The sequence below is a fragment of the Streptomyces sp. BL1 genome (assembly GCF_057628045.1).
Map to the genome: position 1 here is coordinate 646,562 of NZ_JBXYWZ010000002.1, position 22,179 is coordinate 668,740.

Genomic DNA, 22,179 nt, shown 5'->3' on the forward strand with positions numbered 1-22,179 from the left:
CAGCAGCTCATCCGTACCGACGCAGTTCATGGAAGAAGTCGTCGACGATGTGCAGTTGACCGGAGCGGAGCACCTCGTCGTGGATGTACTGGCCGACGGCGAGATCGAGCACCCCGAGACCGAAGGGCGAGAAGATCACCGGACGGTCGGCCGGAACCGTGAGCCGCCCTGCCATCACGTCGTCCAACGTGCCGTGCAGGAAGTCGCGGTTTCCGGTGAGCTGTTCGGCCAGGTGCGGTGACGTGTCGGCCTTCAGGCAGTGTTCGACGTCGTCGACGATGTTGGCCGAGGCGAGCACGATCTCGGGTGCGAGGTCCCGCAGCGAGATGTGCAGGACCAACGGCTGGTGCGCGAACCAGGACGGGTCGCTGACATGTGGCTTTCCGGCGACGGTGGCGAAGACCACCAGATCGCTGTGACGGATCAGTTGCTCGGCACTGTTGTGCACGGTGATGCTGCCGCCGGCGCCCCGCTGTTCCAGGTAGGTGCGGAAGCCGGCCGCGTGCTCGGCGGACAGGTCGTGTACGCCGATGTCCTCGAAGTCCCAGCCGGTGCCGGCCAGGAAGGTGTGGATGTAGCGGGCGATCAGGCCGGTTCCGACGAAGCCGACGCGCGTGGGGCGCCCCCGGCGCCGGGTGAGGTGGTCGGCCGCGGACGCGGCCAGCGCGGCTGTGCGGGTGGCGCTGATGATGGAGCTCTCCATGCAGGCGTACGGGTAGCCGGTGTCGTGGTCGTTGAGGATCAGGACGGCCGAAGCCCGTGGAACGCCTGCCTTCACGTTCTCCGGGAAGCTGGAGATCCACTTGAGGCCGTCCACCGGTGCGGGGCCGCCGAGCGAGGCGGGCAGCGCGATGATGCGGGAGGTCGGCCGGTCGGGGAAGCGCAGGAAGTACGAGGGCGGGTTGACCGAGGCGCCGGCGCTGTGCAGCCGGTAGGTGGCCTCGACCAGCTCCACCACGTGCTTCTCGCGCCCCTGGAGCACCTGTTGGACCTGCGATCCGGGGATCACCGCGAACGGTGGCACGGTGAGTGCCCCGGACGGTGTGGGTGTGGTGGGACGTCGAGTCGTCATCGGGCGGCTGCCTCGGTGGTGGGCGAGCAGTCGGCCAGGCGCACCGCGTCCGTCATCCCGACGAGCACGTCGCGCGGGCCCGTGAAGGGTTCCCGGCTGTGCGCAGTGCGGATGTTGTCGACGAGCATCAGGTCGCCCGCCTGCCAGGGCTCGCGTGCGGTGGCGTTGTCGTAGACCTGGTTGAGCAGGTGTACGACGTCCTCGCCGATCGGATCGCCGTTCCCGAAGCGGGTGTTGAACGGGAGCCCGTCGGCGCCGTAGATGTCCAGCAGGTACTCGCGCACCTCGGGAGCCATCGTCCACTCGCTGAGGAAGGCGATCTGGTTGAACCAGCAGCGCCGGCCGGTCACCGGGTGGTGCACGACGGCGCTGCGCCGCTGTGTGGTGTGCAGTCCGCCGTCGGGCTGCCACTGGAAGCCGATGGCGTTGGCGCGGCAGTAGCTCTCGATGGCGCCGCGGTCCTCGGTGCCGAACGCTTCGGCGAAGGTGGCGCCGATCTCGTCGTTGTAGCTGCGGGTGAGCAGCCACCCCTCGCGCTGGAAGCGCTCGGTCAACTCGGCGGGCAGCGCGTCGAGTACGGCCTGTGCGTCGGCCACTCCGGTGGCCCCGCCCTCTTCGGCCGCGGTGAGGCAGGCGAACAGCATGAGGCCGGGGAATTCGAGCGTGTAACTCAGCTCGTGGTGCATGCACATGGGCTGGTTCGGCGGCCACTTGGTCGAGGAGTACAAGCCGTCCGGATAGGTGCGCCGGGGTGCGAAGGGCTCGCGCTCGGCCATCATGCGGGTGCCCAGCTGGTGGAAGACGGCGCTGGTGGCGGCCGCGTCGTGCAGGCCGAGGCCGCGTACCAGCAGCGCACCGTGTTCGGCGACGACGGCGCGCAGCGCGGTGTGGTGCTCGGCCACCCAGCCGGGCGCGTCGTCGCCGGGTTCGGCGCGCACGATCGGCGGCTTTCCGGGCTGTGTCCGCACGTTGAGCAGTGACGGGGTCAGGGACGACATCGTTTCTGTTCCTTCCGGTTGGTGCGCGGTCGGTGCGCGGCCGGTTGCTCCGCGCGGTTGCCGTACGACGAGCGGTCGTGCTGTACGACGAGCGGTCGTGCCGTACGGCCGGTGCCACCGCTGCCGAAGGAGCGGGAAGTGGTGGCGTTCCGGGGCGGGTCGGCGCCGCATGGGGTCGGCGCCGCGAGAGAGCGGTGCCCCGGACCGGGCTGCTCGGTCATGCCGCCGTGTCGGGCGGTCGTGGTGCGGGGCTCTCGGCCCGGGTGTCCACCAGCGCGGCCAGGTCGGCGAGGACCGGGTGGCGGGTGACGTCCTTGAGGGTCACCACGCGGTCCAGGGTGATCGCCAGCTTCACCGCGGAGAGCGAGCTGCCGCCACGGTCGAAGAAGTGATCGCGCCGCCCGATCCGCTCCTGCGGGATGCCGAGTACGTGCGCCCATGCGGCCGCCAGCCGGTGTTCGGTGGGCGTGGCCGGCGCGTGGAAGTCGTCCTCGTACGGGTCGAGTTCGCCGGCGAGCGCGGTGAGAGCCTTCCTGTCGATCTTGCCGTTGGGGGTGAGCGGGAGGCTCTCCTGCCAGTGGAAGGCCGACGGGATCATGTAGGCGGGCAGGGTTTCGCCCGTACGGTTGCGCAGGGTGTTCTCCGCGAGCGGCCGGGGCCCGGAGTAGAAGGCCACCAACTGCTTGCCGCTGCCGTCGCGTTCGGCGACCACCGTCGCGCCGTCGCGGACGCCGGGCACCCGCAGCAGGGTGTTGTCGATCTCACCGATCTCGATGCGGAAGCCGCGGACCTTGACCTGTGTGTCGCGGCGGCCGAGGAACTCCAGCTTGCCCTCGGGCAGCCAGCGCCCGTGGTCCCCGCTGCGGTAGAGCCGTTCACCCTCCCGGTGGGGGTCGGCCAGGAACGCCTGCCGGGTGCGCTCGGGGTCGTTGACGTACCCGCGGCCGACGCAGACTCCGGAGAACACGATCTCGCCGGGGGCGCCGAGCGGCACGGGTGAGAGGTGCTCGTCGACGACGTAGACGCGCACGTTGTTGACGGCGGGTCCCAGCGGCACCCGCTCCCCCTCCGGGGCGCGGTCCATGACCTCGTGGTTGGTGTCGTCGGACGTCTCCGTCAGCCCGTACGCGTTGACCAGTTTGATGCCGGGCTGGGCGGCGAACCAGCGCTGGGCCAGTTCCTTCTTCAGCGCCTCCCCGGTCACCGATACGCAGCGCAGATCTGGCAGTTGGATGTCGTGCTGCTCGATGTAGGAGAGGACGACCTCCAGGTAGGACGGTACGACCTGGAGTACGGCGACCCGCCCGGCCACGATCTTGTCGACGAACCGCTGGGCGTCCAGGATCACTTCCTGCTCGACGAGCAGGGTGCGGCCGTCGGTGAGGAGGGCGGACACCAGCTGCCACAGCGAGATGTCGAAGCACTGGGGCGCGGTCTGCGCCACCACCTGCCCGGTGCCGATGCCCAGGTCCTCGATCTTGGCGTAGAGGTGGTTGAGCATGCCGGCGTGCTCGCACATCGCGCCCTTGGGCAGGCCGGTGGAGCCGGAAGTGAAGTAGATGTAGGCGAGTTGACCGGCCGCGACGTCGGTGCCGAGGTCGCCGTCGGCATGGCCCTCGTCGTATGCCGAGGTGGCGAGCAGCTTCCGGACCTCGGGCAGGGTGTCGAGAGCCTGGTCGAGAGTGCTCGCGGCAGCGGGTTCGGTGACGACGAGGCCGCAGCCGGCGCGGGTCAGCGTGGTCGCGATGCGGTCGGCCGGGAAGTGCGGCTCGATCGGGAGGTAGACGCCGCCTGCCTTGAAGACGGCGAGGACGGCGGCCATCCAGTCCGGGTTGCGCTCGGTCACCACGGCGACGACGCCCTCGCGGCGCAGCCCGCGCGCCAGCAGGGCCCGGGCGAGCCGGTTGGCACGGGAGTTGAGCTCCCGGTACGTCCACTGCCGCTCGCCGTGCACCACGGCGACGGCCTCCGGGTGGGCCCGTACCCGCTCCTCGAACAGTTCGTGGAAGCGGCGGTCGGGCAGTACCCGTCGGGGCCCGGCGAGCCCGTCGATCTGGAAGCGCGTCTCCGCGGCGGACAGCATGCTCTGCCGCCCGTGCTCGGCCTCCGGATCGCCGGCGAGGAGCGTGAGCGCGGTGCGGTGATAGCCGGCGATCCGGGCGGCGGCATCCGCGTCGAGCACGTCGGTACGGTGGAGCACCCGCAGTACGAGGCGGCCGCCGTGGTCCTCGACCCCCGCCAACAGCACGGCCCCCTGGGGCAGTTGGCCGCTGCGTCCCGCCGGGTCGAAGACGGCCTCCAGCGGGGGCTGCGTGAGGCCCAGTTCGCGTGTGAGGTCATCGACGGGGAAGTCCTTGTGCGCGAGCAGCTCGGTCTCGGCCCGATGGGCTTCCTTCACCAGCGTCTGCCAGGTGCCGGGCTCGGCGGTGAGCCGGCAGGGCAGCGCCCGCCCGTCCTCGTCGGCTAGGTAGCCGGCCGTCACCTCCCCCTCGCCCGACAGCGCGGCGAGGACCTTGAGGTGCGCGGCCAGCAGCACCGAAGTGAGCGGTACGGTCAGCTCGTTGGCCACCCGGTGCAGCGCGGCCGTCAGGCCGGCCGGGAGGGGCGCCGTGTGTGCGGCGACGCCCGCCACCGGATTCCGGCTCCAGCGCGGGAGCGTGGTGGCTCCGCCGGCGCCGAGCACATCTGCCCAGTACGCGCGGCCGGCCTCGGCCGAGTCGTGTTCTGCCAACAGTCCCATCGGAAGTTCCCCCTGTTTACCGCTGGTTGTCTGCCGCTGCCGGCGTACCGGCACTGGCGGCGTTCGTGCTCGTACTCGTGCCTGTATTCGCGTTCGTGCTCGTGCTCGTGCTGCACGCGAGTTGCGGGTGGTCGTCGCGCATCTCGCGGGCGGGGTTGCCTCCCCAGCGGGCGCCGGACGGGACTTCCTCGCCCTTCATGAGGAAGGAGTCCGGGGCGAGCACGACGTCGTCGCCGACCGTCACGCCGTAGTGCACGAGAGCGCCGATCCCGAGGGTGCAGCCCGAACCGACCGTGGTGCGGTCGGTCTTGAAGGTGCCGTCCTCCTGGGAGTGGCACTGGAGTGCGCTCCCCGCGTTGAGCGTGGTGTGGTCCCCGATCGTGACGAGAGACCGCTCGGGAATGTCGCACCCGTCGTCGTACAGCCGTCGCCCGATCCGCGCCCCCAGCGCCCGCCAGAAGAGGCTCTTGAACGGGGTGCCGTCCAGGATGCGCAGTGGCATAGCGTGGAGCTTCCAGAAGCGTTCGTGCCGCCAGAAGTAGGGCTGGTAGATCGAGCAGAACTGCGGGGTCTGCCGCCGGAAGTGCGTGGCCGCGCGCTCGACGCACACCGCGTACGCCACGGTGAACAGCAGCGTGCCGAGGGTGGCCAGCGCGATCGCCAGCGCGCCCAGCGCCGAGTAGAGATCGGCGACCATCCAGGCGAGCAGGGTGACGATGAAGAAGGAGAACCAGCGCACGGTCAGCAACCACCCGATCGTGCGCAGGTTGTACATGTTCTTCGCGTGCAGGCCGCGGCGCAGCGCGTCGCCGCTCCTGAGGTGGTCGAACCCGGAGTCGCGCTCCACGGTCCGCGGGATCTCGAAGCTGGGCGATCCCAGCAGCCCGACGTTCTCCCGCGTCTTCCCCTCGACGGGGACCATGACCTTCGTCGCCAGCAGGCAGTTCTCCCCGGTTTTGCCCTGCGTGGGGTAGTGGATGCTGTTGCCGAGGAAGTTGTGCGCGCCGATGGTCACCCGGGAGACGCGGAAGGAGGTGCTGGAGTAGTCGGCGTTCATGACGGACAGCCCGTCGGCGACCATCGTTCCCCGCCCCACTGTGGCCAGGTACGGGGTCTCGTGCTTCACGTTGGACCCGAAGTTCGAGCCGGTCTGCTCCACCTGGGACAGGTCGTACCCCAGGCCGCGCAGATAGTGCACGGCGTAGGAGCTGTCGCCGAACAGGCCCATGAAGAACTTGCTGTTCGTCATGCGCGTGATCGTGCGGAGCATCGAATAGTGGAACCCGTACAGCGGATAGATCCTGTCCGGCGTCAGCGTGAGGTTCAGCAGCCGCGGCACCGTGGCGATGAAGACCAGACCGACGACGAGGGCGCCGAAGAACAGCACCAGGGAGGCCGCCAGCGCGTCGAGGTAGAACGCCCCGCTGGTGAGCGCCAGTTGATCCGCGGAGATGACCGCGTTGAGCTGGGGCACCTCGGCGACCAGCAGGTCCACGCCGGACACCGCGAGCGGCAGATACAGCAGCAGGGCGCCCAGCACCTGCAGGACGGCGTAGTTGGCCTTGCGCAGGGTGGAGCGGTCGGCCGGGCCGATCACCCGGTAGTCCACCGAGGTCGGCTGTGCCGGCGAGCCGTGCCACCGCTCGCCCTCCGGTACGCGCTGCCCGGCGTGCAGCGAGGACGCGTGGCCCAGCTGGGTGCCGTCCCCCATCGAGGCCTCGATCTCGAGGACGGTGGCCTCGCTGACGTACACGTCCTTGCCCAGGGTCACCGTGCCGGTCTGGATCATTCCGGCCTGCGCCCGGTAGCAGTTGAGGTAGGCGTCCTTACGGATGACCGTGTCGTCGCCGATGGTGAGCAGGTCGGTGCAGATCGGCATGTGGTTGGTGAGGATGGTGACGTTCCGTCCGATGTCGGCGCCGAGTGCCTTGAGATACAGCACGAACAGCGGCGAGCCGTGGAAGAGCACCAACGGGTTCGAACGGACCAGCGTCTTGACGAGCCAGAAGCGGACGTACGCCGGACTCCATACGCGGAACTGCTGTGGCTTCCACCGGCCGACGAGGGCCCACTTGGCAGCGATCGGCATCAGGCACATGCCCAGGAAGACCGCCGTGCCGAACACCACGGCGCGCAGGTAGCCGTCGAGCAGCCCGGAGCCGGCGGCGATCCAGTCGTAGCCGGTGGAGGCGACGTATCCGGCGAGCAGGACGCTCCCCAGGAAGAGCAGCAACTGCAGGGCCCCGCACAGCACATACTGCGCGGTGCCCACCGGCGTCGCCCGCTGGACCGGCGCCGGAGTCTGCGGCTCGGCTCCGTTCTCGTCCGCGGCGGGTACGGGCGGCGGAAGCGCCAGCGCCAGGCTGCGGATCGTGGGATGCCGGTAGATGTCCCGCATGGAGACCGGGGACAGCTCGGCGCGCTTCCTGACCCGCGCGCAGAATTGGGCCATCAGCAGGGAGTCGGCACCCAGGTCGTCGAAGAAGTGGCTGTCGGCCGGCACCTGTTCGACGCCGACGACTCCGGCCAGCACCTCGGCGAGCAGCTGCTCGGCGCGGGCCGTCGCGCCGTCGGGCACGACGGGGGCGACGGACGCGTTGGGCACTACGGGCTTGGCGGACACGTTGGGCACTACAGGCGCGACGGGCGCGGCTGGGGAGGGCGGTGGATCAGCGGTGGGGACTTCGAGCGGCTTTCCCATGAGATGAGCTCCTCGGGCATGGTGCGGAATGTCGTGAACGTCTTGAGGTATGCGCCTGGGCCTGCCGGGCGGATGGGTGCCGCCCACCCGTGGCGCGGGCGAGCCGGTTCCGGCGGCCGGGGCGAACTGGTGCGCGGTGATGTGCCATTGGGCGAACCTGTGGCAGTCAGCGGCGACTCCCGTGGCCCATGTCCCGGCCCGCGGCACAGGGCGGCCCACGTACTGCCGTTCGCCTGTGCGTTGAAGCCGTCGATGCGGGTGGGCACGCGCGGCTGAGCGCGCGGCAACTCGCGGTACGGGTCTACGGAATGCCACCGGGCGAGCGCCGGGTGCCGTGGCAAGGGCCGGGTGTCGTGGCAGGAGACCTCGGGGCGGTGCGGATGCCCCGTGCGTCAACTGCTGCGCGGCTCCTGCCTACTGGTACACCTCACGGCGTACGCGACGGCCCGGGTGATCTGGCGGCATCCATGCCGCCGGCCCCCGTACGCCGTGCTCCCCCGTGGGCGGCCCCTCGCAGTGGCACGTGTGCCAGCGGCCCCCCGGCGGGCATTCTCGGGCCCGCCGGCCCGGCTCCCGCAGGCTCACCGTCCTCCGACAGCTCGTCGGCCGGCCGTTCGCCGTTGCACTGCGGCTCTGTCCCGGCAGTCGCCAGAACTTCGGTCGTGTGAATCATGAGGCTCCTCGCTTCCCCCTGTGAGAGGACACCTGCCGGACCCGTCCCGGGGCCCGGCATCTGCCGAGACTGCGGAACTCCCCGTGCACTTCCCCGTTGCACAGACTGTTGCAATGGCCACTGCAACAGACCGCCAAGCACGATCAAGAGCTCGATACACAAATCTTCAAGCAGTCGTCAAACGTTAGCTGGCACGACCCTCCATACGGGGTGCGGCACCGGCCGCGTTCAAATCGGCGCGGGATCCACGCGCCCCACCCGAAGGGAAACCCTCATCAGTGCATGGCTCATGCATTCTGCCGGGGCGCGGAGGTCAATCAGATGTTTCGCATATGTACAGCTCTTTCGGCTCCGCCGTCCGTCGACGCACCCCGCGCATGCATCCGAGGAGCCTTCCCGCGAAGCCACCGCTCCCCGCCCCCGCCGCTGTCACTCCGCTGACCTGCACCGGGGCACCCTCTCCCCCACCCGCACACCGGACGGACCGGGGCACCGCCGGCCCTGTGTCAGCGGCACGACCACGCCCCGCCGAGCCACCGCCCTGGGCCCCTCTTACGTTGATACGCGTACGGCGGGGACAAATCTCCGGCTCGAACGCACCGGTCAACACAGCCGACTGACACCGCCCCACTTCACGGACATCGCGTCTACTCCACGATTCCGGTCCGCCCCGGCCCCCGGCCGCCCGCCCGACCCCATCGGACGTACAAGGGCTACGAAACCCGTTCCCGGCGCTCCCGGAGTGGCGTACCAGAAATCCAGTAAGCCTCCCCCGGGAATCCTTTTCAGGATGGCCACATGCGGACGGCGGCAAAGACTCACCACAGTCATGTATAGAGGCATTCGTGGCCCAGAGAAAGCCGTGAGAAAACAGCGACAAATTTGAGCGATGATCGAGCCCCGACTCGCGGAAAAAACTCGGCAGTTCGGGGCGGTCGTAGGCGAGGATCAGATAGACCAGCATGACGGCCGGCAGCACACGCGCCGCGCGGCGCAGGACCGGCACGGCGAAGGCGCCCCACGCGTTACGCGAGCCCACCCCGGCCCAGCGCAGGAGGCGCGGCCTCCGGTCAGGGGTGGCGGGTTCCGAGGACGCAGAACTCGTTGCCCTCCGGGTCGGCGAGCGTGACCCAGCTTTCGTCGCCTGTCTGGCCGACGTCGGCGTGCCGGGCGCCGAGCTCCAGCAGGCGGCGGACCTCGTCGTCCTGTGCCCTGTCGGTCGGGTTGACGTCGAGGTGGAGCCGGTTCTTGACGGTCTTGCCCTCGGGTACGTGCGCGAACGTCATCGTCGGTGGCACCGGGCCGAGGCGGTTCCTGCCCTCGGGGACCAGGGGCGAGCCGATGGTGACGATGCCGTCGTCCTCGTCCTGCACCTCGTAGTCGAGGACCGCGCACCAGAACCGGGCGAGACCGCCGGGGTCGGCACAGTCGATCGCAAGCTCGGTGAACTTGCTGCCCATGTCAGGACCTCCCGGTCGCGTAGCGGGTCCGCCGAAGGCCACACGCTAGCCGCAGCCCGACGGCGGGGTAAGGCCGCGAAGCACGCCACAGCCCGTCCGAGCCCCCGTCCCGATGCCCCGTCACCCCCGGTCGCAGTAAGGAGAAGCAGTCCGCCACGCCCCACCCCGCCCCCGTCTGAGTCCTCGGCAGATCCGCAGCCGGAGGCCACAGTTGTCGGGCAGTCAGAAGTGCGGGCCGGACACGTCGGGAGTACGCCCTCCACCCCTCGGCCACGCCCCGGCGGCGAGGAGCCACCACAGTCGTACAAAATGGAGCAAACTAGTCGCAATCGACAGCATGCCGAGGGAGACGGAACGGCTGGCATGGCAAAGCTCCACAGGAACGGCCCCACCGCAGAGCAGGCCTCGTTCGACGTAGCCGACGCCGCCCTCGTCATGCTCGACGCCCACGGACGCATCGAGAACTGGCCTCCCGGGGCCGAGCAGCTGCTGGGACACACCGCCGATGACGTACTGGGACAGCCCGTCTCCTCCCTGCTGGCGCCCGAGGACGCGGCGGGCGTGCCCGAGCTGGCCGCCCACTGCCGGGAACACGGCTGCTGGTCCGGGCTGGTCACCGCGCGGCGCGAGAGCGGCAGCCTCGCCGGCCTCGCCGTGCAGGTGGTCCCCGTACAGGACGCCGACCGGCAGACGCACTGGGTCGTCCTGACCGTCTCCGCGCCCGCGGTGCGCGGCTGGGAGATGAGCCGCACCCTGCTCGAACGGCTGGTGGCCCAGGTTCCCGTCGGCATGGCCATCGTCGACACCGACCTGCAGTTCGTGTGGTCGAACACCGCGCTGGAGCACTTCGGCGGCGGCCCCGCGCACCAGCGCGTCGGGCGCCGGGTGGCCGAACTGCAGCCGGGGCTGGACGCCGAGGCCGCCGAGGCGCAGATGCGGCACGTACTGGAGACCGGTGAGCCGGTGCTCGGGTACGAGCACGTGGGCCGGTTCCAGCCCGACCCCGCGCACGAACAGGCCCACTCGATGTCGTTCGTACGGCTCGACGCGGCCAACGGGCAGCCCGTGGGCGTGTGTTACACGGTCATCGACATCACCGAGCGCTATCGCTCCCGGCAGCGGCTGGCGCTGCTGGACCGGGCCAGCCAGTACATCGGCCGTACGCTGGACGTCCGGCAGACCGCGCAGGACCTGGCGGATGTGGCCGTGCCCGACCTCGCCGACCTGGTCGCCGTCGACCTGCTCGACTCGGTGCTCAGCGGCGGGGACCCGCTGACCGGGCCGCTGGGGAACGCGGAGGTGACGCTGCGCCGCAGCGGCCAGCAGTCCTGGCAGGGCAACGACCCGGAAGCGGTCATCGCGATCGGGGACCTGACGCGGTATCACGCGTGGTCACCGCCCAGCCGCTGCCTGTCCGACGGCGCCTCCTGGCGCGCGGAACAGCTCACACCCGGCAGCCGGCTGTGGGCCGACGACGGCGACGGGGCCCGGCTGGCGCGCTACCGCCAACTCGGCCTGCACACCGCGATGGTGGTGCCCATCCGCGCCCGCGGCACCACCTTGGGGGTCACCACCTTCTTCCGCGGGCCGCGCGAAGAGCCCTTCAGCGAGGACGATCTGCGCCTGGCGGAGGACTTCGTCGCGCGTGCGGCAGTGTGCATGGACAACGCCCGCCGCTACACCCGCGAGCGCGAAGCCGCCCTCGTCCTCCAGCGCAGTCTTCTGCCGCAGGCCGTGCCCGAGCAGAACGCCGTCCACGTCGCCTCCTCCTACCGGCCGGCCGACGAACTGGCCGATGTGGGCGGCGACTGGTTCGACGTCATCCCGCTGTCCGGCGCCCGGGTCGCGCTGGTGGTGGGCGACGTGACGGGACACGGCATCGAAGCCGTGGCGACCATGGGCCGGCTCCGTACCGCCGTACAGACCCTCGCCGCGCTGGAGCTGCGCCCCGAGGAACTCCTCGCGCATCTGGACGACTTGGTCGGCCGGGTCACCGCGGAGACCGTCGATTCCTCCGAACGCCCGCCCGGTGCGGACTCGGGCCCCTGGGGCGCGAGCTGCCTCTACGCCGTCTACGACCCGATCAGCCGCAGCTGCACCATGGCCGGCGCGGGACACCTCTCCCCCGCCGTCCTCACCCCCGGCGGAACGGCCGAGTTCATCGCCCTGCCGCCCGGCCCGCGGCTGGGAGTGGGCGGGCCGCCCTTCGAATCCGTCCAACTCACGGTGGAGGAAGGCAGCGTGCTCGCCTTCTACACCGACGGACTGCTCGCCTCCCACCACACCGGGCCGGGCCACGACGGGCGCCAGGAAGAGCTGCGCCGGGCCCTGGAGACCCCGGGCCCGACGCTCGACGCCCTGTGCGCGAGGGTCATCGACACCCTGGTGCCCGCCCGCCCGTACGACGACGTGACGCTGCTGCTGGCCGCGACCCGCAGCCTCGGCGCGGACCGGTACGCCACCTGGGACCTGCCCGCCGACCCGGCCGTGGTCTCGCGTGCCCGCGAACAGACCATGGAACAGCTGACCAATTGGGGCCTGGAAGAGCTGGCGTTCACCACGGAACTGGTCGTCAGCGAACTGGTCACCAACGCCATCCGCTACGGGGCCGCGCCCATCCGGCTGCGCCTCATCCTCGAACACACCCTCACCTGCGAGGTCTCCGACAGCAGCAACACCTCCCCGTACCTGCGCCACCCGCGCGCGACGGACGAGGGCGGCCGCGGGCTCTACCTCATCTCCCAGGTCACCCAGCGCTGGGGCACCCGCGACACCCCCGACGGCAAAATCATCTGGACCGAACAGCCGCTCTCTCCCGAGGAGTTGACAGGCCCGGAGCCCGCCCCGTAGGGCTTCGTAGCTGAGCCTGTGAGCACGGAGTGCCGTGCTCACTCGCGCAGTCGGAGCCCGTGCATTCCTGCGTACGGGGAGCGGGGCGGCGTGCTCCAGCCGTCCGTCAGCCGGCGCGGCGGGCGGTGGACCTCGACGGCGAGCGGCCGGCAGACGGGCTCGCCGGCCTCGGGGCCCCAGAACGGCACCGAGAGGTCCCCTGCCGGGCAGTTCGACAGTGCGCACAGCAGATCCTGCTCGGCGAAGAATTCGAAGAAGTCTCCGGCTTTCGCGGGCGAGGGCTTCATGTAGTACCGGTCCTCGTCGTCGAGTCCGGTGACGGTGAAGATGTTCAGCACGTCGTGCACATCGGACTCGCTCAATCCGTACGGCAACACCGCCCGGGTCAGATTCGAGTGACAGTGCAGATCGAAATCCTCGCCGGTGAGAATGCGGTTGATGTAGGGGTCGCACCGCGAACCGAGCAGATCATGCACGCGGGCGCCGTCCTCGTCCTTTCCATACCACTCCAGCGAATCATTGGTGACCGTCAGCAGGGGGCGCATGTACGGCAGGGTCGACCACAGGCGGTCGTAGCGGGTCACATGCGCGCCCTGCAGCTGACGGGTACGGGACGCCCACAGACGCTCCCGCGGATTGTGGCGGTTCCAGACGTTGAAATCACCGCACTGGGCACCGTCAGGAGTGCTCACTCGGCACAGGTGTCCGGCAGGCACCTCCCACGCACGCCCCGACCGGGGCGGAAGGACGAACCTGTCGACGAGTTCCCTGCTGCCGGTGTCCTCGGCGAGTCTGTCGTAGAACGGCTTGTCGACATCGAGCACACTGCCCGCTTTCGCCTCGTACGAAGTCCGGACCGCATTCATGACGTCCCCTCTCTGAATCGGAAGTTGGGGAGGGAGAATTCCGGGTCAACACTCAGATGCTAAACTTTGACACCGGCGTGAAGGTCAAGGACGAAGGGCGTTCGAGGTTTCATGCGCATCGGCGAGCTTGCGCATTGCACCGGGGTGAGCACCCGTCAACTGCGCTACTACGAAGAGCAGGGGCTGCTGCATCCGCGGGCTCGTCGAACACCTACCGCGACTATGCCGAGGAAGCGATCGAGCAGGTTCACCAGATCCGTGGGCTTCTGGACTGCGGCCTGTCCACCCGGGTCATCAGGTTCCTGCTGCCCTGTGTCCAGGGCCCCCGCAGCGACATGCCCGCCTGTCCCGACCCGGACATGGCGGAACTCCTGCGCCAGGAGCTCGACAACCTCGACACCCGTATCGACCGGCTCACCCGGAACCGCGACGAGATCCGCTGCTACCTGAGCCGCGTCATGTGACCCACGCCGTCCGCGCGGCCAGGTTGACCGGCGCCTCCCGCCGGGCGCGCTGTTCAGGAAGCGGGTCGAGCGTCTACGCTGGCCGTGCAGCTGGTTCGCCCCGTCTGCCAGGCGGGAGGCGTCGTAAGAGGGAACCCGGTGTGACTCCGGGACTGCCCCGCAGCGGTGAGCGGGAACGACCGCCGTCATGAGCACTGGGCCACGGCCCGGGAAGCGATGGCCACTAGGCGCCCGCCGGGAGACCGGCCGGCACGCCCGCAAGTCCGAAGACCTGCCCGTTGCCCGTACGTGTGCATGCACGTGCGGAGTTCCGGTGACCTCGAGGGCGGGTCGGCGCACACACATGGAGCAGGCAGACGCAAGCCGCGCGTACTGTCGTCGCCGTTTGTTCGCCTCCCTTCGTCTCCTCGTTCGATCCGGGATCCGACGAGACATCTCGCGAAGGAGAGTTCCGTGACAGCCAAGTCCGCAGCCGCGGCAGCACGGGCCACCGTGTACGGCTACCCCCGTCAGGGCCCGAACCGGGAACTGAAGAAGGCCATCGAGGGCTACTGGAAGGGCCGCGTCACCGCCGAGGCCCTCAAGCAGACCGCGGCCGACCTGCGCCGGGCCAACTGGCTCCAGCTCGCCGAGGCCGGCATCCAGGAAGTGCCGACCGGCGACTTCTCGTACTACGACCACATGCTCGACACCAGCGTCATGGTCGGCGCCATCCCCGAACGCCACCGCGCGGCCGTCGAGGCCGACGCGCTCGATGGCTTCTTCGCCATGGCCCGCGGCACACAGGAGGTGGCGCCGCTGGAGATGACCAAGTGGTTCGACACCAACTACCACTACCTGGTGCCCGAGTTGGGGCCCGACACCGCCTTCGCCGCGAACCCGGCCAAGCAGGTCGCCGAGCTCAAGGAAGCCCTCGCACTGGGTCTGACGGCCCGTCCGGTCCTGGTCGGCCCTGTCACATACCTGCTGCTGGCCAAGCCGGCGCCCGGTGTCGCCCCCGACTTCCAGCCGCTGAGCCTGCTGGAGAAGCTGCTGCCCGTCTACGCACAGCTGCTGGCCGAGCTGCGCGCCGCGGGCGCCGACTGGGTGCAGCTCGACGAGCCAGCCCTGGTCCAGGACCGTACGCCCGGGGAACTGGCCGCGGCCGAGCGCGCCTACCGCGAACTGGGCGGCCTGGCCGACCGTCCGAAGCTGCTGGTCGCCTCCTACTTCGACCGCCTGGGCGACGCGCTGCCCGTCCTGGCCAACAGCCCCGTCGACGGCCTGGCGATCGACTTCACCGACGCCGCCGCGGCCAACCTGGAGGCCATCACCGCCGCCGGCGGGCTGCCCGGCAAGCGTCTGGTGGCCGGCGTGGTCAACGGCCGCAACATCTGGATCAACGACCTGGAGGCGTCGCTCGCCACGCTCGGCAAGCTCGCCGGGCGCGCCGAGCGGGTCGATGTGGCCGCCTCCTGCTCGCTGTTGCACGTACCGCTGGACGCCCAGGCCGAGAACGACATCGACCCCGAGGTGCTGCGCTGGCTGGCCTTCGCCCGCCAGAAGACCACCGAAATCGTCACGCTCGCGCGGGCGTTGACCGAGGGCACCGACAAGGCGTCCGACGCGCTGTCCGCCAACCGCCGTGACCTGGAGTCCCGCCGGGCCTCCGCGATCACCCACGACCCGGCGGTGCGCACCCGCGCGGCCGCGGTGACCGAGGCCGACACCCGCCGCTCCCAGCCGTACGACCGGCGTGCCGAAGCACAGCGGGCGCACCTGGGGCTGCCGCTGCTGCCGACCACGACCATCGGCTCCTTCCCGCAGACGGCCGAACTGCGCACCGCGCGCGCCGACTTGCGCAAGGGGAAGATCGACGCGGCCGGGTACGAGGAGCGCATCAAGACCGAGATCCGGGACGTGATCGGCTTCCAGGAGAAGGCCGGCATCGACGTGCTGGTGCACGGCGAGCCCGAACGCAACGACATGGTCCAGTACTTCGCCGAACAGCTCTCGGGCTATCTGGCCACCGAGCACGGCTGGGTCCAGTCGTACGGCACCCGCTACGTGCGCCCGCCGATCCTGGCCGGCGACATCTCGCGGCCGGAGCCGATGACGGTGGCGTGGACGAAGTACGCCCAGTCGCTGACCCCGCGCCCGGTCAAGGGCATGCTCACCGGGCCGGTCACGATGCTCGCCTGGTCCTTCGTACGCGACGACCAGCCCCTGGGGGAGACGGCCAGGCAGGTGGCGCTCGCGCTGCGGGACGAGGTCGACGACCTGGAGGCGGCGGGCACTTCGGTGATCCAGGTCGACGAGCCGGCGCTGCGCGAGACGCTGCCGCTGCGCGCGGCGGACCGCCCCGCCTATCTGGAATGGGCCACCGAGTCCTTCCGGGTCAGCACCGCGAGCGTCGCTCCGGCCACACAGATCCACACGCACATGTGCTACGCCGAGTTCGGCGACATCATCCAGGCCATCGACGACATCGACGCCGACGTCATCAGCCTGGAGGCCGCCCGCTCCCACATGCAGGTGGCGCACGAACTGGCCGACCACGGCTACCCGCGCGAGGCCGGGCCCGGCGTGTACGACATCCACTCGCCGCGCGTCCCCAGCGCCGAGGAGGCAACAGCCCTGCTGCGCAAGGGCCTTGAGGCCATCCCGCCCGAGCGTCTCTGGGTCAACCCGGACTGCGGCCTGAAGACCCGCGGCTGGCCGGAAACCCGCGCCTCCCTGGAAAACCTGGTCACCGCAGCCCGCACAGTACGCAACGAACTCCCCGGCCACACGTCCTGACCTGACCCGTGACGGGGCGGGCCACCCAGGCCCGCCCCGCCCTGACGGGCCCGGCCTCCATGGCTGTTGACCTTGGCCCAAGGGGAAGGGCGACGGTGATCGGGCGGGCCGTGCGGCTCGCCGGATCGGGGGGGGCGGGCATGGATGACGACGAGCTTCTCGCACAGCAGTTGGCCTATTACCGGGCCGGTGCGGCCGAGTACGACCGGCCGTATGCGACGAGCGCGGGTCTGCGGGCGTTGCCGGCTGTCGTTGACTCGCTGCCGGTTGCCGGTGATGTGCTGGAGCTGGCGTGTGGAACGGGTCAGTGGACGACGCGGCTTGCCGCGCGGGCACGTTCGGTGACTGCCGTCGATGCGTCGGCAGAAGTGCTGGCCATGGCGCGTGCGCGTGCGGCGGCCCCCACGGTTCAGTTTCTCGAGGCCGATCTGTTCGCGTGGCAGCCGCCACGGCGGTACGACACGGTGTTCTTCGCCTTCTGGCTCTCCCACGTTCCGCCGACGCGGTTGCCCGGCTTCTGGAACACCGTGGCCGCCGCACTCGCCCCGGGTGGCAAGGCGGTCTTCGTCGACGACGGGCCCGCCGCGGCCGCACACGAGGACGTGCTCGCGAACGGCCCGATCCCGGCGGCTTTGCGGCGGCTCGATGACGGCAGCGAGTACCGCATCGTGAAAGTCCTGCACGATCCCCGCGCTCTCACGCGTGACCTCACCGCGCTGGGTTGGGCGGCCCATGTCAGGTCCCTGGGCGGGCACTTCATCGGCGTTGCGGAACCGCCCCCCTGGGCGACAGCGGCAGCGCAGCCGGCCTCCGAAGGGCCCGTACAAGGCAGCCCTTAGGCTGCGGCCATGACTTCGGAGCGTTCACTTGCCACGGGGCAGCGGTCTCTCGGGGACCCCGGTATCCGTTATCCGTTGTGGCCGCCGCTCACCAGCGGCTGCCCCCGTACCAGCACCGAGCACCTCGCCTGGCCGGTCGAAGTGGACTACGCCTACGGGGAGGTGGAACCGGAAGCGGTGCGCCGTACGGTTCCCGGCACCGGACTGGAACGCTGGGCCCCGCTGCTGCCGCCGCTGACCGCTCCGGGGCTGGGCGAGGGCGGCACGCCGCTGGTCGGCATCGGGGAGGGCGTGTACGTCAAGGACGAGTCGCGCAACCCGACATGGAGCCACAAGGACCGGCTCAACCGCGTCACGGTGAGCGCCGCGGCCGGCGCCGGGGCGCCCGGCGTGGTGGTCGCCTCGTCGGGCAATCACGCCGCCTCGGCCTCGGCGTACGCGGCCCGCGCGGGGCTGCGGTGCGTGGTGCTCGCCTCGGCCGGCATGCCTCCGGCGGTGGCCTCCTTCGTCGAGGCGTACGGCGCTCTGGTGCTGCCGGTGCCGCAGGAGGCCCGGTGGCCGCTGATGCGGAAGATCGTGGAGCGGTGCGGTCTGCATCCGGTCTCCAACCTCACCGCCACCCACACCGGGCACGCGTTCGGGCCCGAGGGATACAAGACCATCGCGTACGAGATCTTCGCCGAACTCGGCGCTCCGGCAGCGGTGTTCGCACCCTGCGGCTACGGCGAGATGCTCTTCGGCATCTGGAAGGGCTTCGCGGAGCTGCGGCGACTCGGCCTCACCGCACACGTACCGCGCGTCCACGGCTGTGAGCCCGCCGCTGGCGGCCCGCTCGCTGCGGCGCTGCGGCAGGACCGTCCGGCAGCCCAGGTGACGGTGGGGGAAACGGACGCGTATGCGATCGACACCCCTGTCGGCGGCTACCGGTGCACGCGGTCAAGGAGAGCGGCGGCGAGGCCCTCCTGCTCACCGACGCTCAACTCCGCGCCGCGCAACAGGAGTTGGCCGGTCAGGGCATGTGGGCGGAGCTCTCCGCCGCAGCGGGACTCGCGGGCCTGCGGGCGCACGGCGCGACGGAGGAGGGGCCCGTGGTGTGCGTCTCCACCTCCAGCGGCTTCAAGAACCGGGGCGTCGGCGCCCGGACACCCGAGGGCCTGGACCCGTCCTGGGACGCGGTGCTCCCCCGGCTGCGGGAGGCGGGCATCCCCGGAGCGTGAGCGCACGCCCCCACGAAGACCTCGCTGCTACGGACGACCTCGCCTCCACGCACGGCCTCGCCACGAAGCGCGAAGGCGTCAGGCCCCCGGGCCGCCCGGCTCGCACTTCTCCACGGTGCCCATCTCGCGCGCCAGCGCTGTGGTGAGGGCGCGGAAGATGCGTACTTCGGGGTTGGTGTCGGTGGTGCGGGTGGCCAGGACGCTCTGGGCGCAGGGGGCGTCGAGGACGGGAACGTAACGGGTGCCGGGCCACGGGTAGTAGCGGGCGAAGGAGTGCAGGCCCGAGCCCGCGCCGCGGCCGGCCGCCACGCTGGTGAGGACGTCCTGCGGGGTGAGGGCGCAGTCGGGTGCGCGGTGTTCGCCGGCCTCGAAGTACAGGTAGTCGGTGAAGTTCCGCGGGGTGTGCGAGGGCAGCTGGAGGAAGGGCAGGTCGAGCACGTCGGCGACGCGGACACCCGTACGGGCCGCGTCGGCCAGGGCGGACCGGGCGGGGACGGCGACGATGCGCTGTTCGGTGGTGAGGATGTCGACGTCGATGCCCTCGGCCTGGAAGGCGGGGCGGACGAAGGCCACGTCCACGCGGTCCTCGCGCAGCGCGCTGAGGTGTTCGGTGAAGGTCAACTGGACCAGTTCGAGCGGCACTTCGGGCCGGGCGCGGCGGAAGGCGTTGACGGCGGCCGGGGTCACCTCGGCCGAGCCGTGCCCCATGACGCCCACCCGCAGCGGACGGCAGGGCGCCCGTGGGATCAGCGCGGCCTCGGTGACGTCCTCGACGGCGGCGTTCGCCGCGGCGAGCAGCGTACGGGCGTGGGAGGCGAGGCGCTGTCCGGCCACGGTGGGGACGACGGGCCCGTGGCCGCGGTCCAGCAGCCGGGCGCCGAAATCGCGCTCCAGCTGCTGGATGTGCTGGGTGACCGCGGCGGGCGAGAGGAAGAGGCGGGAGGCGGCCCGTCCGTAGTGCTCCTCCTCGACCACGGCAAGAAAGGAGGACAGCTTGCGCAGATCCATACCAACCACGATACGTCCGTGAGTTTCCTGGTCACGGCCGCGTTCAGGATTCGTGAACGGGGGCGGCACCCGGCACTGGATGGCATGTACAACCGTCTGTATGAGCAAGAACGCCACGGCCACTCCCCCACTCACCACCGCCCCCGCCCCGCCGTCCCCGGCTCCGGGCGCTCCCCGGAACTGGATGCGCGCGGGCTGGGTGATGACGGCGTCGGGCTGGAGCGCGAACCAGTTCTCCGCCCTGCTGGGCGCCTACCGCAGCGACCTGGGTCTGACCACGACGAGTACGACGGCCCTGTTCGGCCTGTACGTGCTCGGGCTCGTCCCCGGCCTGCTGCTGGGCGGCCCGCTCGCGGACCGGCGCGGCCGGCGGCCCGTGGTCTTCTGCGCCCTGGCGGCCTCCGTCGTCGCCACCTGCCTGCTGATGACCGGCCCCGTCGCCACGGGCTTTCTGTGGCCGGGACGGTTCCTGACCGGGATCGGCGCGGGCGCGCTGCTGTCCGCGGGCAGCGCCTGGATCAAGGAGCTCTCCTCGCCCCCGTACGGCAGCGCCCCCAACCCCGGGGTGGCGGCCCGCCGTTCGGGACTGTTCCTCTCCGCGGGCTTCGCCACCGGAGGGCTGGCCGCCGCGCTGATCGCCCAGTGGGCCCCGCACCCGATGGTCACCGCCTACATTCCGCACCTGCTGCTCTCCGCGCTCGCGGCGCTGGCCGCAGCCCGAGCGCCCGAGACCAGGGCACCTGACATCCGGGGGTCTCAGGACGCCGCACTGACCGCCGACGGCGGCGCGGAACGTCGTACGGCAGGGGCCGGCTTCTGGCGGCTGGTCGCCCCGGTGGCGCCGTGGGTCTTCATCGCTCCCGCGATCGCCTTCGCCACGCTGCCCGGGCTCGTCGACGGTGATCTGTCCGGCTGGGAGACCGTGTACGCCGGGGTGATCACCGCTGTCACCCCCGGCGCCGGCATGGTCATGGCGCCGTGCGCCCGTCTGCTGGCCGCCCGGCACCGCATCGCGACCGGAGTCATCGGCCTGGCCGCCGTCGCGCTGGGGCTGCTGATCGCCGCGCTCGCCGCGGCCCACGCCCAGCCGGTGGTGGCCCTGCTCGCCTCGCTGGTGCTCGGTGCCGGGTACGGGCTGTGCGTCTCGTACGGCCTCACCGAGGTCGCCGCGCTCGCCCCGGCGCACCAACTCGCGCGGCTGACCTCGTACTTCTGGACGCTGGCCTACCTGGGCTTCCTCGCCCCCTACGTGATCACCCTGTTCGCGGGGATCTTCGCTCCGGCGACGATCCTGATCGTGGCCGCCGTACTGGCCGTGGTCACCCTGGCGGCCCTCGCCCACCGGGGCACCCGCCAGGCGCACGCCGGCTGAACAGGACCTCGCCGTGGCCCCTGACCACGGCGAGGTCCGCCTCACGGGCCCTTACAGCAGACCCTCCGTCAGTTCCCCACGCCGAGCTGGGACATGAACGCCGACGGGTAGCGGTCGCCGCGCGCCGCGCCCACCGGTACCGCCTTCTCGATCCCGGTGAGGTCGTCGGCGGTGAGGGTCACGTCCAGCGCGGGCAGCGCCTCGGCCAGCCGCGCGCGCGTACGGGCGCCGACCAGCGGCACGATGTCGCCGCCCTGGGATGCCACCCAGGCGATGGCCAGTTGGGCGACGGTGCACCCCTTCGCTTCGGCGACGCGGCGCAGCGCGTCCACCAGGGTCAGGTTGTGCTCCACGTTCCCTTCGGCGAACCGCGGGCTGAAGCTGCGCATGTCGTCGGCGGCGGCCCCGTCGGGAGACCAGTGCCCGGAGATCAGGCCGCGGCTGAGCACGCCGTACGCGGTCATGCCGATGCCCAGCTCGCGCAGCGTGGGCAGCACGTCGGCCTCGACGGCGCGGGAGATGATCGAGTATTCGATCTGCAGGTCCGCGACGGGGTGTACGGCGTGGGCGCGGCGGAGGGTGGCCGCGTCGACCTCGGAGAGGCCGAGGTGGCGCACGTACCCGGCGTCGATCATCTCCTTGACCGCACCGACGGTCTCCTCGATCGGGACGTCCGGGTCCAGCCGGGCCGGGCGGTAGATGTCGATGTGGTCGGTGCCGAGCCGGGTCAGCGAGTAGGCCAGGAAGTTCTTCACCGCCTCCGGGCGGCCGTCGGTCCCGCCGAACATGTGGCCAGGACCGCGCAGCGCACCGAACTTGACGCTCAGCTGGTAGCTGTCGCGGTCCCGGCCGCGCAGCGCCTCGGCGAGCAGCAGCTCGTTGTGGCCCATGGCGTAGAAGTCGCCGGTGTCGAACACCGTGACGCCGGCCTCCAGCGCGGCGTGCACGGTGGCGATGCTCTCCGCGCGGTCGGTCGCTCCGTACGCGTCGGACATGCCCATCGCACCCAGGCCCAGTGCGGAGACGGCCGGTCCTGTGCTGCCCAGGGTTCGTGTCTGCATCTGCATCGCATGCTCCTTCGTCGTCGGTCTGGCACCCACCCTGGGGCCGCGCCCCGATGTACGGGAGCGGAGCGTTCATC

The 22,179-nt window shown here is 70.9% G+C and carries 13 protein-coding genes, 2 pseudogenes and 1 riboswitch; of the genes and pseudogenes, 7 read left to right on the forward strand and 8 right to left on the reverse strand.

Annotation, left to right across the window (positions count from 1 at the left end; genetic code table 11):
• Nucleotides 1–7: 7 nt before the first annotated feature.
• The 5 genes from sbnB to AC3AGO_RS03095 all read right to left on the reverse strand — a co-directional run bounded on the left by sbnB (nucleotide 8) and on the right by AC3AGO_RS03095 (nucleotide 9,644).
• Complete coding sequence (sbnB, locus tag AC3AGO_RS03075) at nucleotides 8–1,072, reverse strand: 2,3-diaminopropionate biosynthesis protein SbnB (protein ID WP_487818530.1); 1,065 nt, start codon at nucleotides 1,070–1,072, stop codon at nucleotides 8–10.
• Nucleotides 1,069–2,070 (reverse strand): TauD/TfdA family dioxygenase, encoded by a 1,002-nt coding sequence (locus AC3AGO_RS03080; protein ID WP_487818531.1) that lies wholly within the window; start codon nucleotides 2,068–2,070, stop codon nucleotides 1,069–1,071. The genes sbnB and AC3AGO_RS03080 overlap by 4 nt, the downstream gene beginning before the upstream one ends.
• A 217-nt stretch (nucleotides 2,071–2,287) precedes the next feature.
• The gene (locus AC3AGO_RS03085) at nucleotides 2,288–4,810 is read right to left on the reverse strand and encodes a non-ribosomal peptide synthetase (protein ID WP_487818532.1); all 2,523 of its coding nucleotides are present in this window, start codon (nucleotides 4,808–4,810) and stop codon (nucleotides 2,288–2,290) included.
• A 16-nt stretch (nucleotides 4,811–4,826) separates the two neighbouring features.
• Nucleotides 4,827–7,511 carry a Pls/PosA family non-ribosomal peptide synthetase gene (locus AC3AGO_RS03090; RefSeq protein WP_487818533.1) on the reverse strand — a complete coding sequence of 895 codons (2,685 nt, stop codon included), beginning with the start codon at nucleotides 7,509–7,511 and terminating at the stop codon, nucleotides 4,827–4,829.
• A 1,743-nt stretch (nucleotides 7,512–9,254) separates the two neighbouring features.
• Nucleotides 9,255–9,644, reverse strand: coding sequence for a VOC family protein (locus AC3AGO_RS03095; RefSeq protein ID WP_487818534.1), 390 nt, complete (start codon nucleotides 9,642–9,644; stop codon nucleotides 9,255–9,257).
• 363 nt (nucleotides 9,645–10,007) lie between these two features.
• Here AC3AGO_RS03095 and AC3AGO_RS03100 point away from each other — a divergent pair, with 363 nt between their 5' ends.
• A complete protein-coding gene (locus AC3AGO_RS03100) occupies nucleotides 10,008–12,494 on the forward strand; it encodes a SpoIIE family protein phosphatase (RefSeq protein WP_487818535.1) in 2,487 nt (828 codons plus the stop codon).
• A 38-nt stretch (nucleotides 12,495–12,532) separates the two neighbouring features.
• On the opposite strand, the gene AC3AGO_RS03105 is transcribed toward AC3AGO_RS03100, so the two are convergent.
• Nucleotides 12,533–13,360 carry an urea carboxylase-associated family protein gene (locus AC3AGO_RS03105; RefSeq protein ID WP_487818536.1) on the reverse strand — a complete coding sequence of 276 codons (828 nt, stop codon included), beginning with the start codon at nucleotides 13,358–13,360 and terminating at the stop codon, nucleotides 12,533–12,535.
• A gap of 111 nt (nucleotides 13,361–13,471) precedes the next feature.
• Between AC3AGO_RS03105 and AC3AGO_RS03110 the strand changes: the two are divergent.
• The 5 genes and pseudogenes from AC3AGO_RS03110 to AC3AGO_RS03130 all read left to right on the forward strand — a co-directional run.
• Nucleotides 13,472–13,525, forward strand: a pseudogene (locus AC3AGO_RS03110) (hypothetical protein); the annotation flags it as partial.
• 128 nt (nucleotides 13,526–13,653) lie between these two features.
• Nucleotides 13,654–13,824, forward strand: coding sequence for a MerR family transcriptional regulator (locus tag AC3AGO_RS03115; RefSeq protein ID WP_487824520.1), 171 nt, complete (start codon nucleotides 13,654–13,656; stop codon nucleotides 13,822–13,824).
• A gap of 74 nt (nucleotides 13,825–13,898) precedes the next feature.
• A riboswitch (cobalamin riboswitch) is annotated at nucleotides 13,899–14,117 on the forward strand.
• Between the two features lie 160 nt (nucleotides 14,118–14,277).
• A complete protein-coding gene (metE, locus tag AC3AGO_RS03120) occupies nucleotides 14,278–16,602 on the forward strand; it encodes a 5-methyltetrahydropteroyltriglutamate--homocysteine S-methyltransferase (protein ID WP_487818537.1) in 2,325 nt (774 codons plus the stop codon).
• Between the two features lie 140 nt (nucleotides 16,603–16,742).
• On the forward strand, nucleotides 16,743–17,441 hold the full coding sequence (locus AC3AGO_RS03125; protein WP_487818538.1) for a class I SAM-dependent methyltransferase: 699 nt from the start codon (nucleotides 16,743–16,745) through the stop codon (nucleotides 17,439–17,441).
• A gap of 9 nt (nucleotides 17,442–17,450) precedes the next feature.
• Nucleotides 17,451–18,658 (forward strand): annotated as a pseudogene (locus AC3AGO_RS03130) (threonine synthase).
• A 78-nt stretch (nucleotides 18,659–18,736) separates the two neighbouring features.
• On the opposite strand, the gene AC3AGO_RS03135 reads toward AC3AGO_RS03130, so the two are convergent.
• Nucleotides 18,737–19,666 carry a LysR family transcriptional regulator gene (locus tag AC3AGO_RS03135; RefSeq protein WP_487818539.1) on the reverse strand — a complete coding sequence of 310 codons (930 nt, stop codon included), beginning with the start codon at nucleotides 19,664–19,666 and terminating at the stop codon, nucleotides 18,737–18,739.
• A gap of 100 nt (nucleotides 19,667–19,766) precedes the next feature.
• On the opposite strand from AC3AGO_RS03135, the gene AC3AGO_RS03140 reads away from it, so the two are divergent.
• Nucleotides 19,767–21,038 (forward strand): MFS transporter, encoded by a 1,272-nt coding sequence (locus AC3AGO_RS03140; protein ID WP_487818540.1) that lies wholly within the window; start codon nucleotides 19,767–19,769, stop codon nucleotides 21,036–21,038.
• 68 nt (nucleotides 21,039–21,106) lie between these two features.
• Here AC3AGO_RS03140 and AC3AGO_RS03145 read toward each other — a convergent pair whose 3' ends face one another.
• Nucleotides 21,107–22,099, reverse strand: a complete 993-nt coding sequence (locus AC3AGO_RS03145; protein WP_487824521.1) for an aldo/keto reductase — start codon at nucleotides 22,097–22,099, stop codon at nucleotides 21,107–21,109.
• Nucleotides 22,100–22,179 lie beyond the last annotated feature (80 nt).

Excerpts from the sequence above, each read along its gene's own strand:
- AC3AGO_RS03145 (WP_487824521.1), bottom strand. The coding sequence starts at position 22,099 with ATGCAGACACGAACCCTGGGCAGCACAGGACCGGCCGTCTCCGCACTG.
- AC3AGO_RS03085 (WP_487818532.1), bottom strand. The coding sequence starts at position 4,810 with ATGGGACTGTTGGCAGAACACGACTCGGCCGAGGCCGGCCGCGCGTAC.
- AC3AGO_RS03095 (WP_487818534.1), bottom strand. The coding sequence starts at position 9,644 with ATGGGCAGCAAGTTCACCGAGCTTGCGATCGACTGTGCCGACCCCGGC.
- AC3AGO_RS03125 (WP_487818538.1), top strand. The coding sequence starts at position 16,743 with ATGGATGACGACGAGCTTCTCGCACAGCAGTTGGCCTATTACCGGGCC.
- AC3AGO_RS03140 (WP_487818540.1), top strand. The coding sequence starts at position 19,767 with ATGAGCAAGAACGCCACGGCCACTCCCCCACTCACCACCGCCCCCGCC.
- AC3AGO_RS03080 (WP_487818531.1), bottom strand. The coding sequence starts at position 2,070 with ATGTCGTCCCTGACCCCGTCACTGCTCAACGTGCGGACACAGCCCGGA.
- AC3AGO_RS03090 (WP_487818533.1), bottom strand. The coding sequence starts at position 7,511 with ATGGGAAAGCCGCTCGAAGTCCCCACCGCTGATCCACCGCCCTCCCCA.
- sbnB (WP_487818530.1), bottom strand. The coding sequence starts at position 1,072 with ATGACGACTCGACGTCCCACCACACCCACACCGTCCGGGGCACTCACC.
- AC3AGO_RS03135 (WP_487818539.1), bottom strand. The coding sequence starts at position 19,666 with ATGGATCTGCGCAAGCTGTCCTCCTTTCTTGCCGTGGTCGAGGAGGAG.
- AC3AGO_RS03105 (WP_487818536.1), bottom strand. The coding sequence starts at position 13,360 with ATGAATGCGGTCCGGACTTCGTACGAGGCGAAAGCGGGCAGTGTGCTC.
- AC3AGO_RS03100 (WP_487818535.1), top strand. The coding sequence starts at position 10,008 with ATGGCAAAGCTCCACAGGAACGGCCCCACCGCAGAGCAGGCCTCGTTC.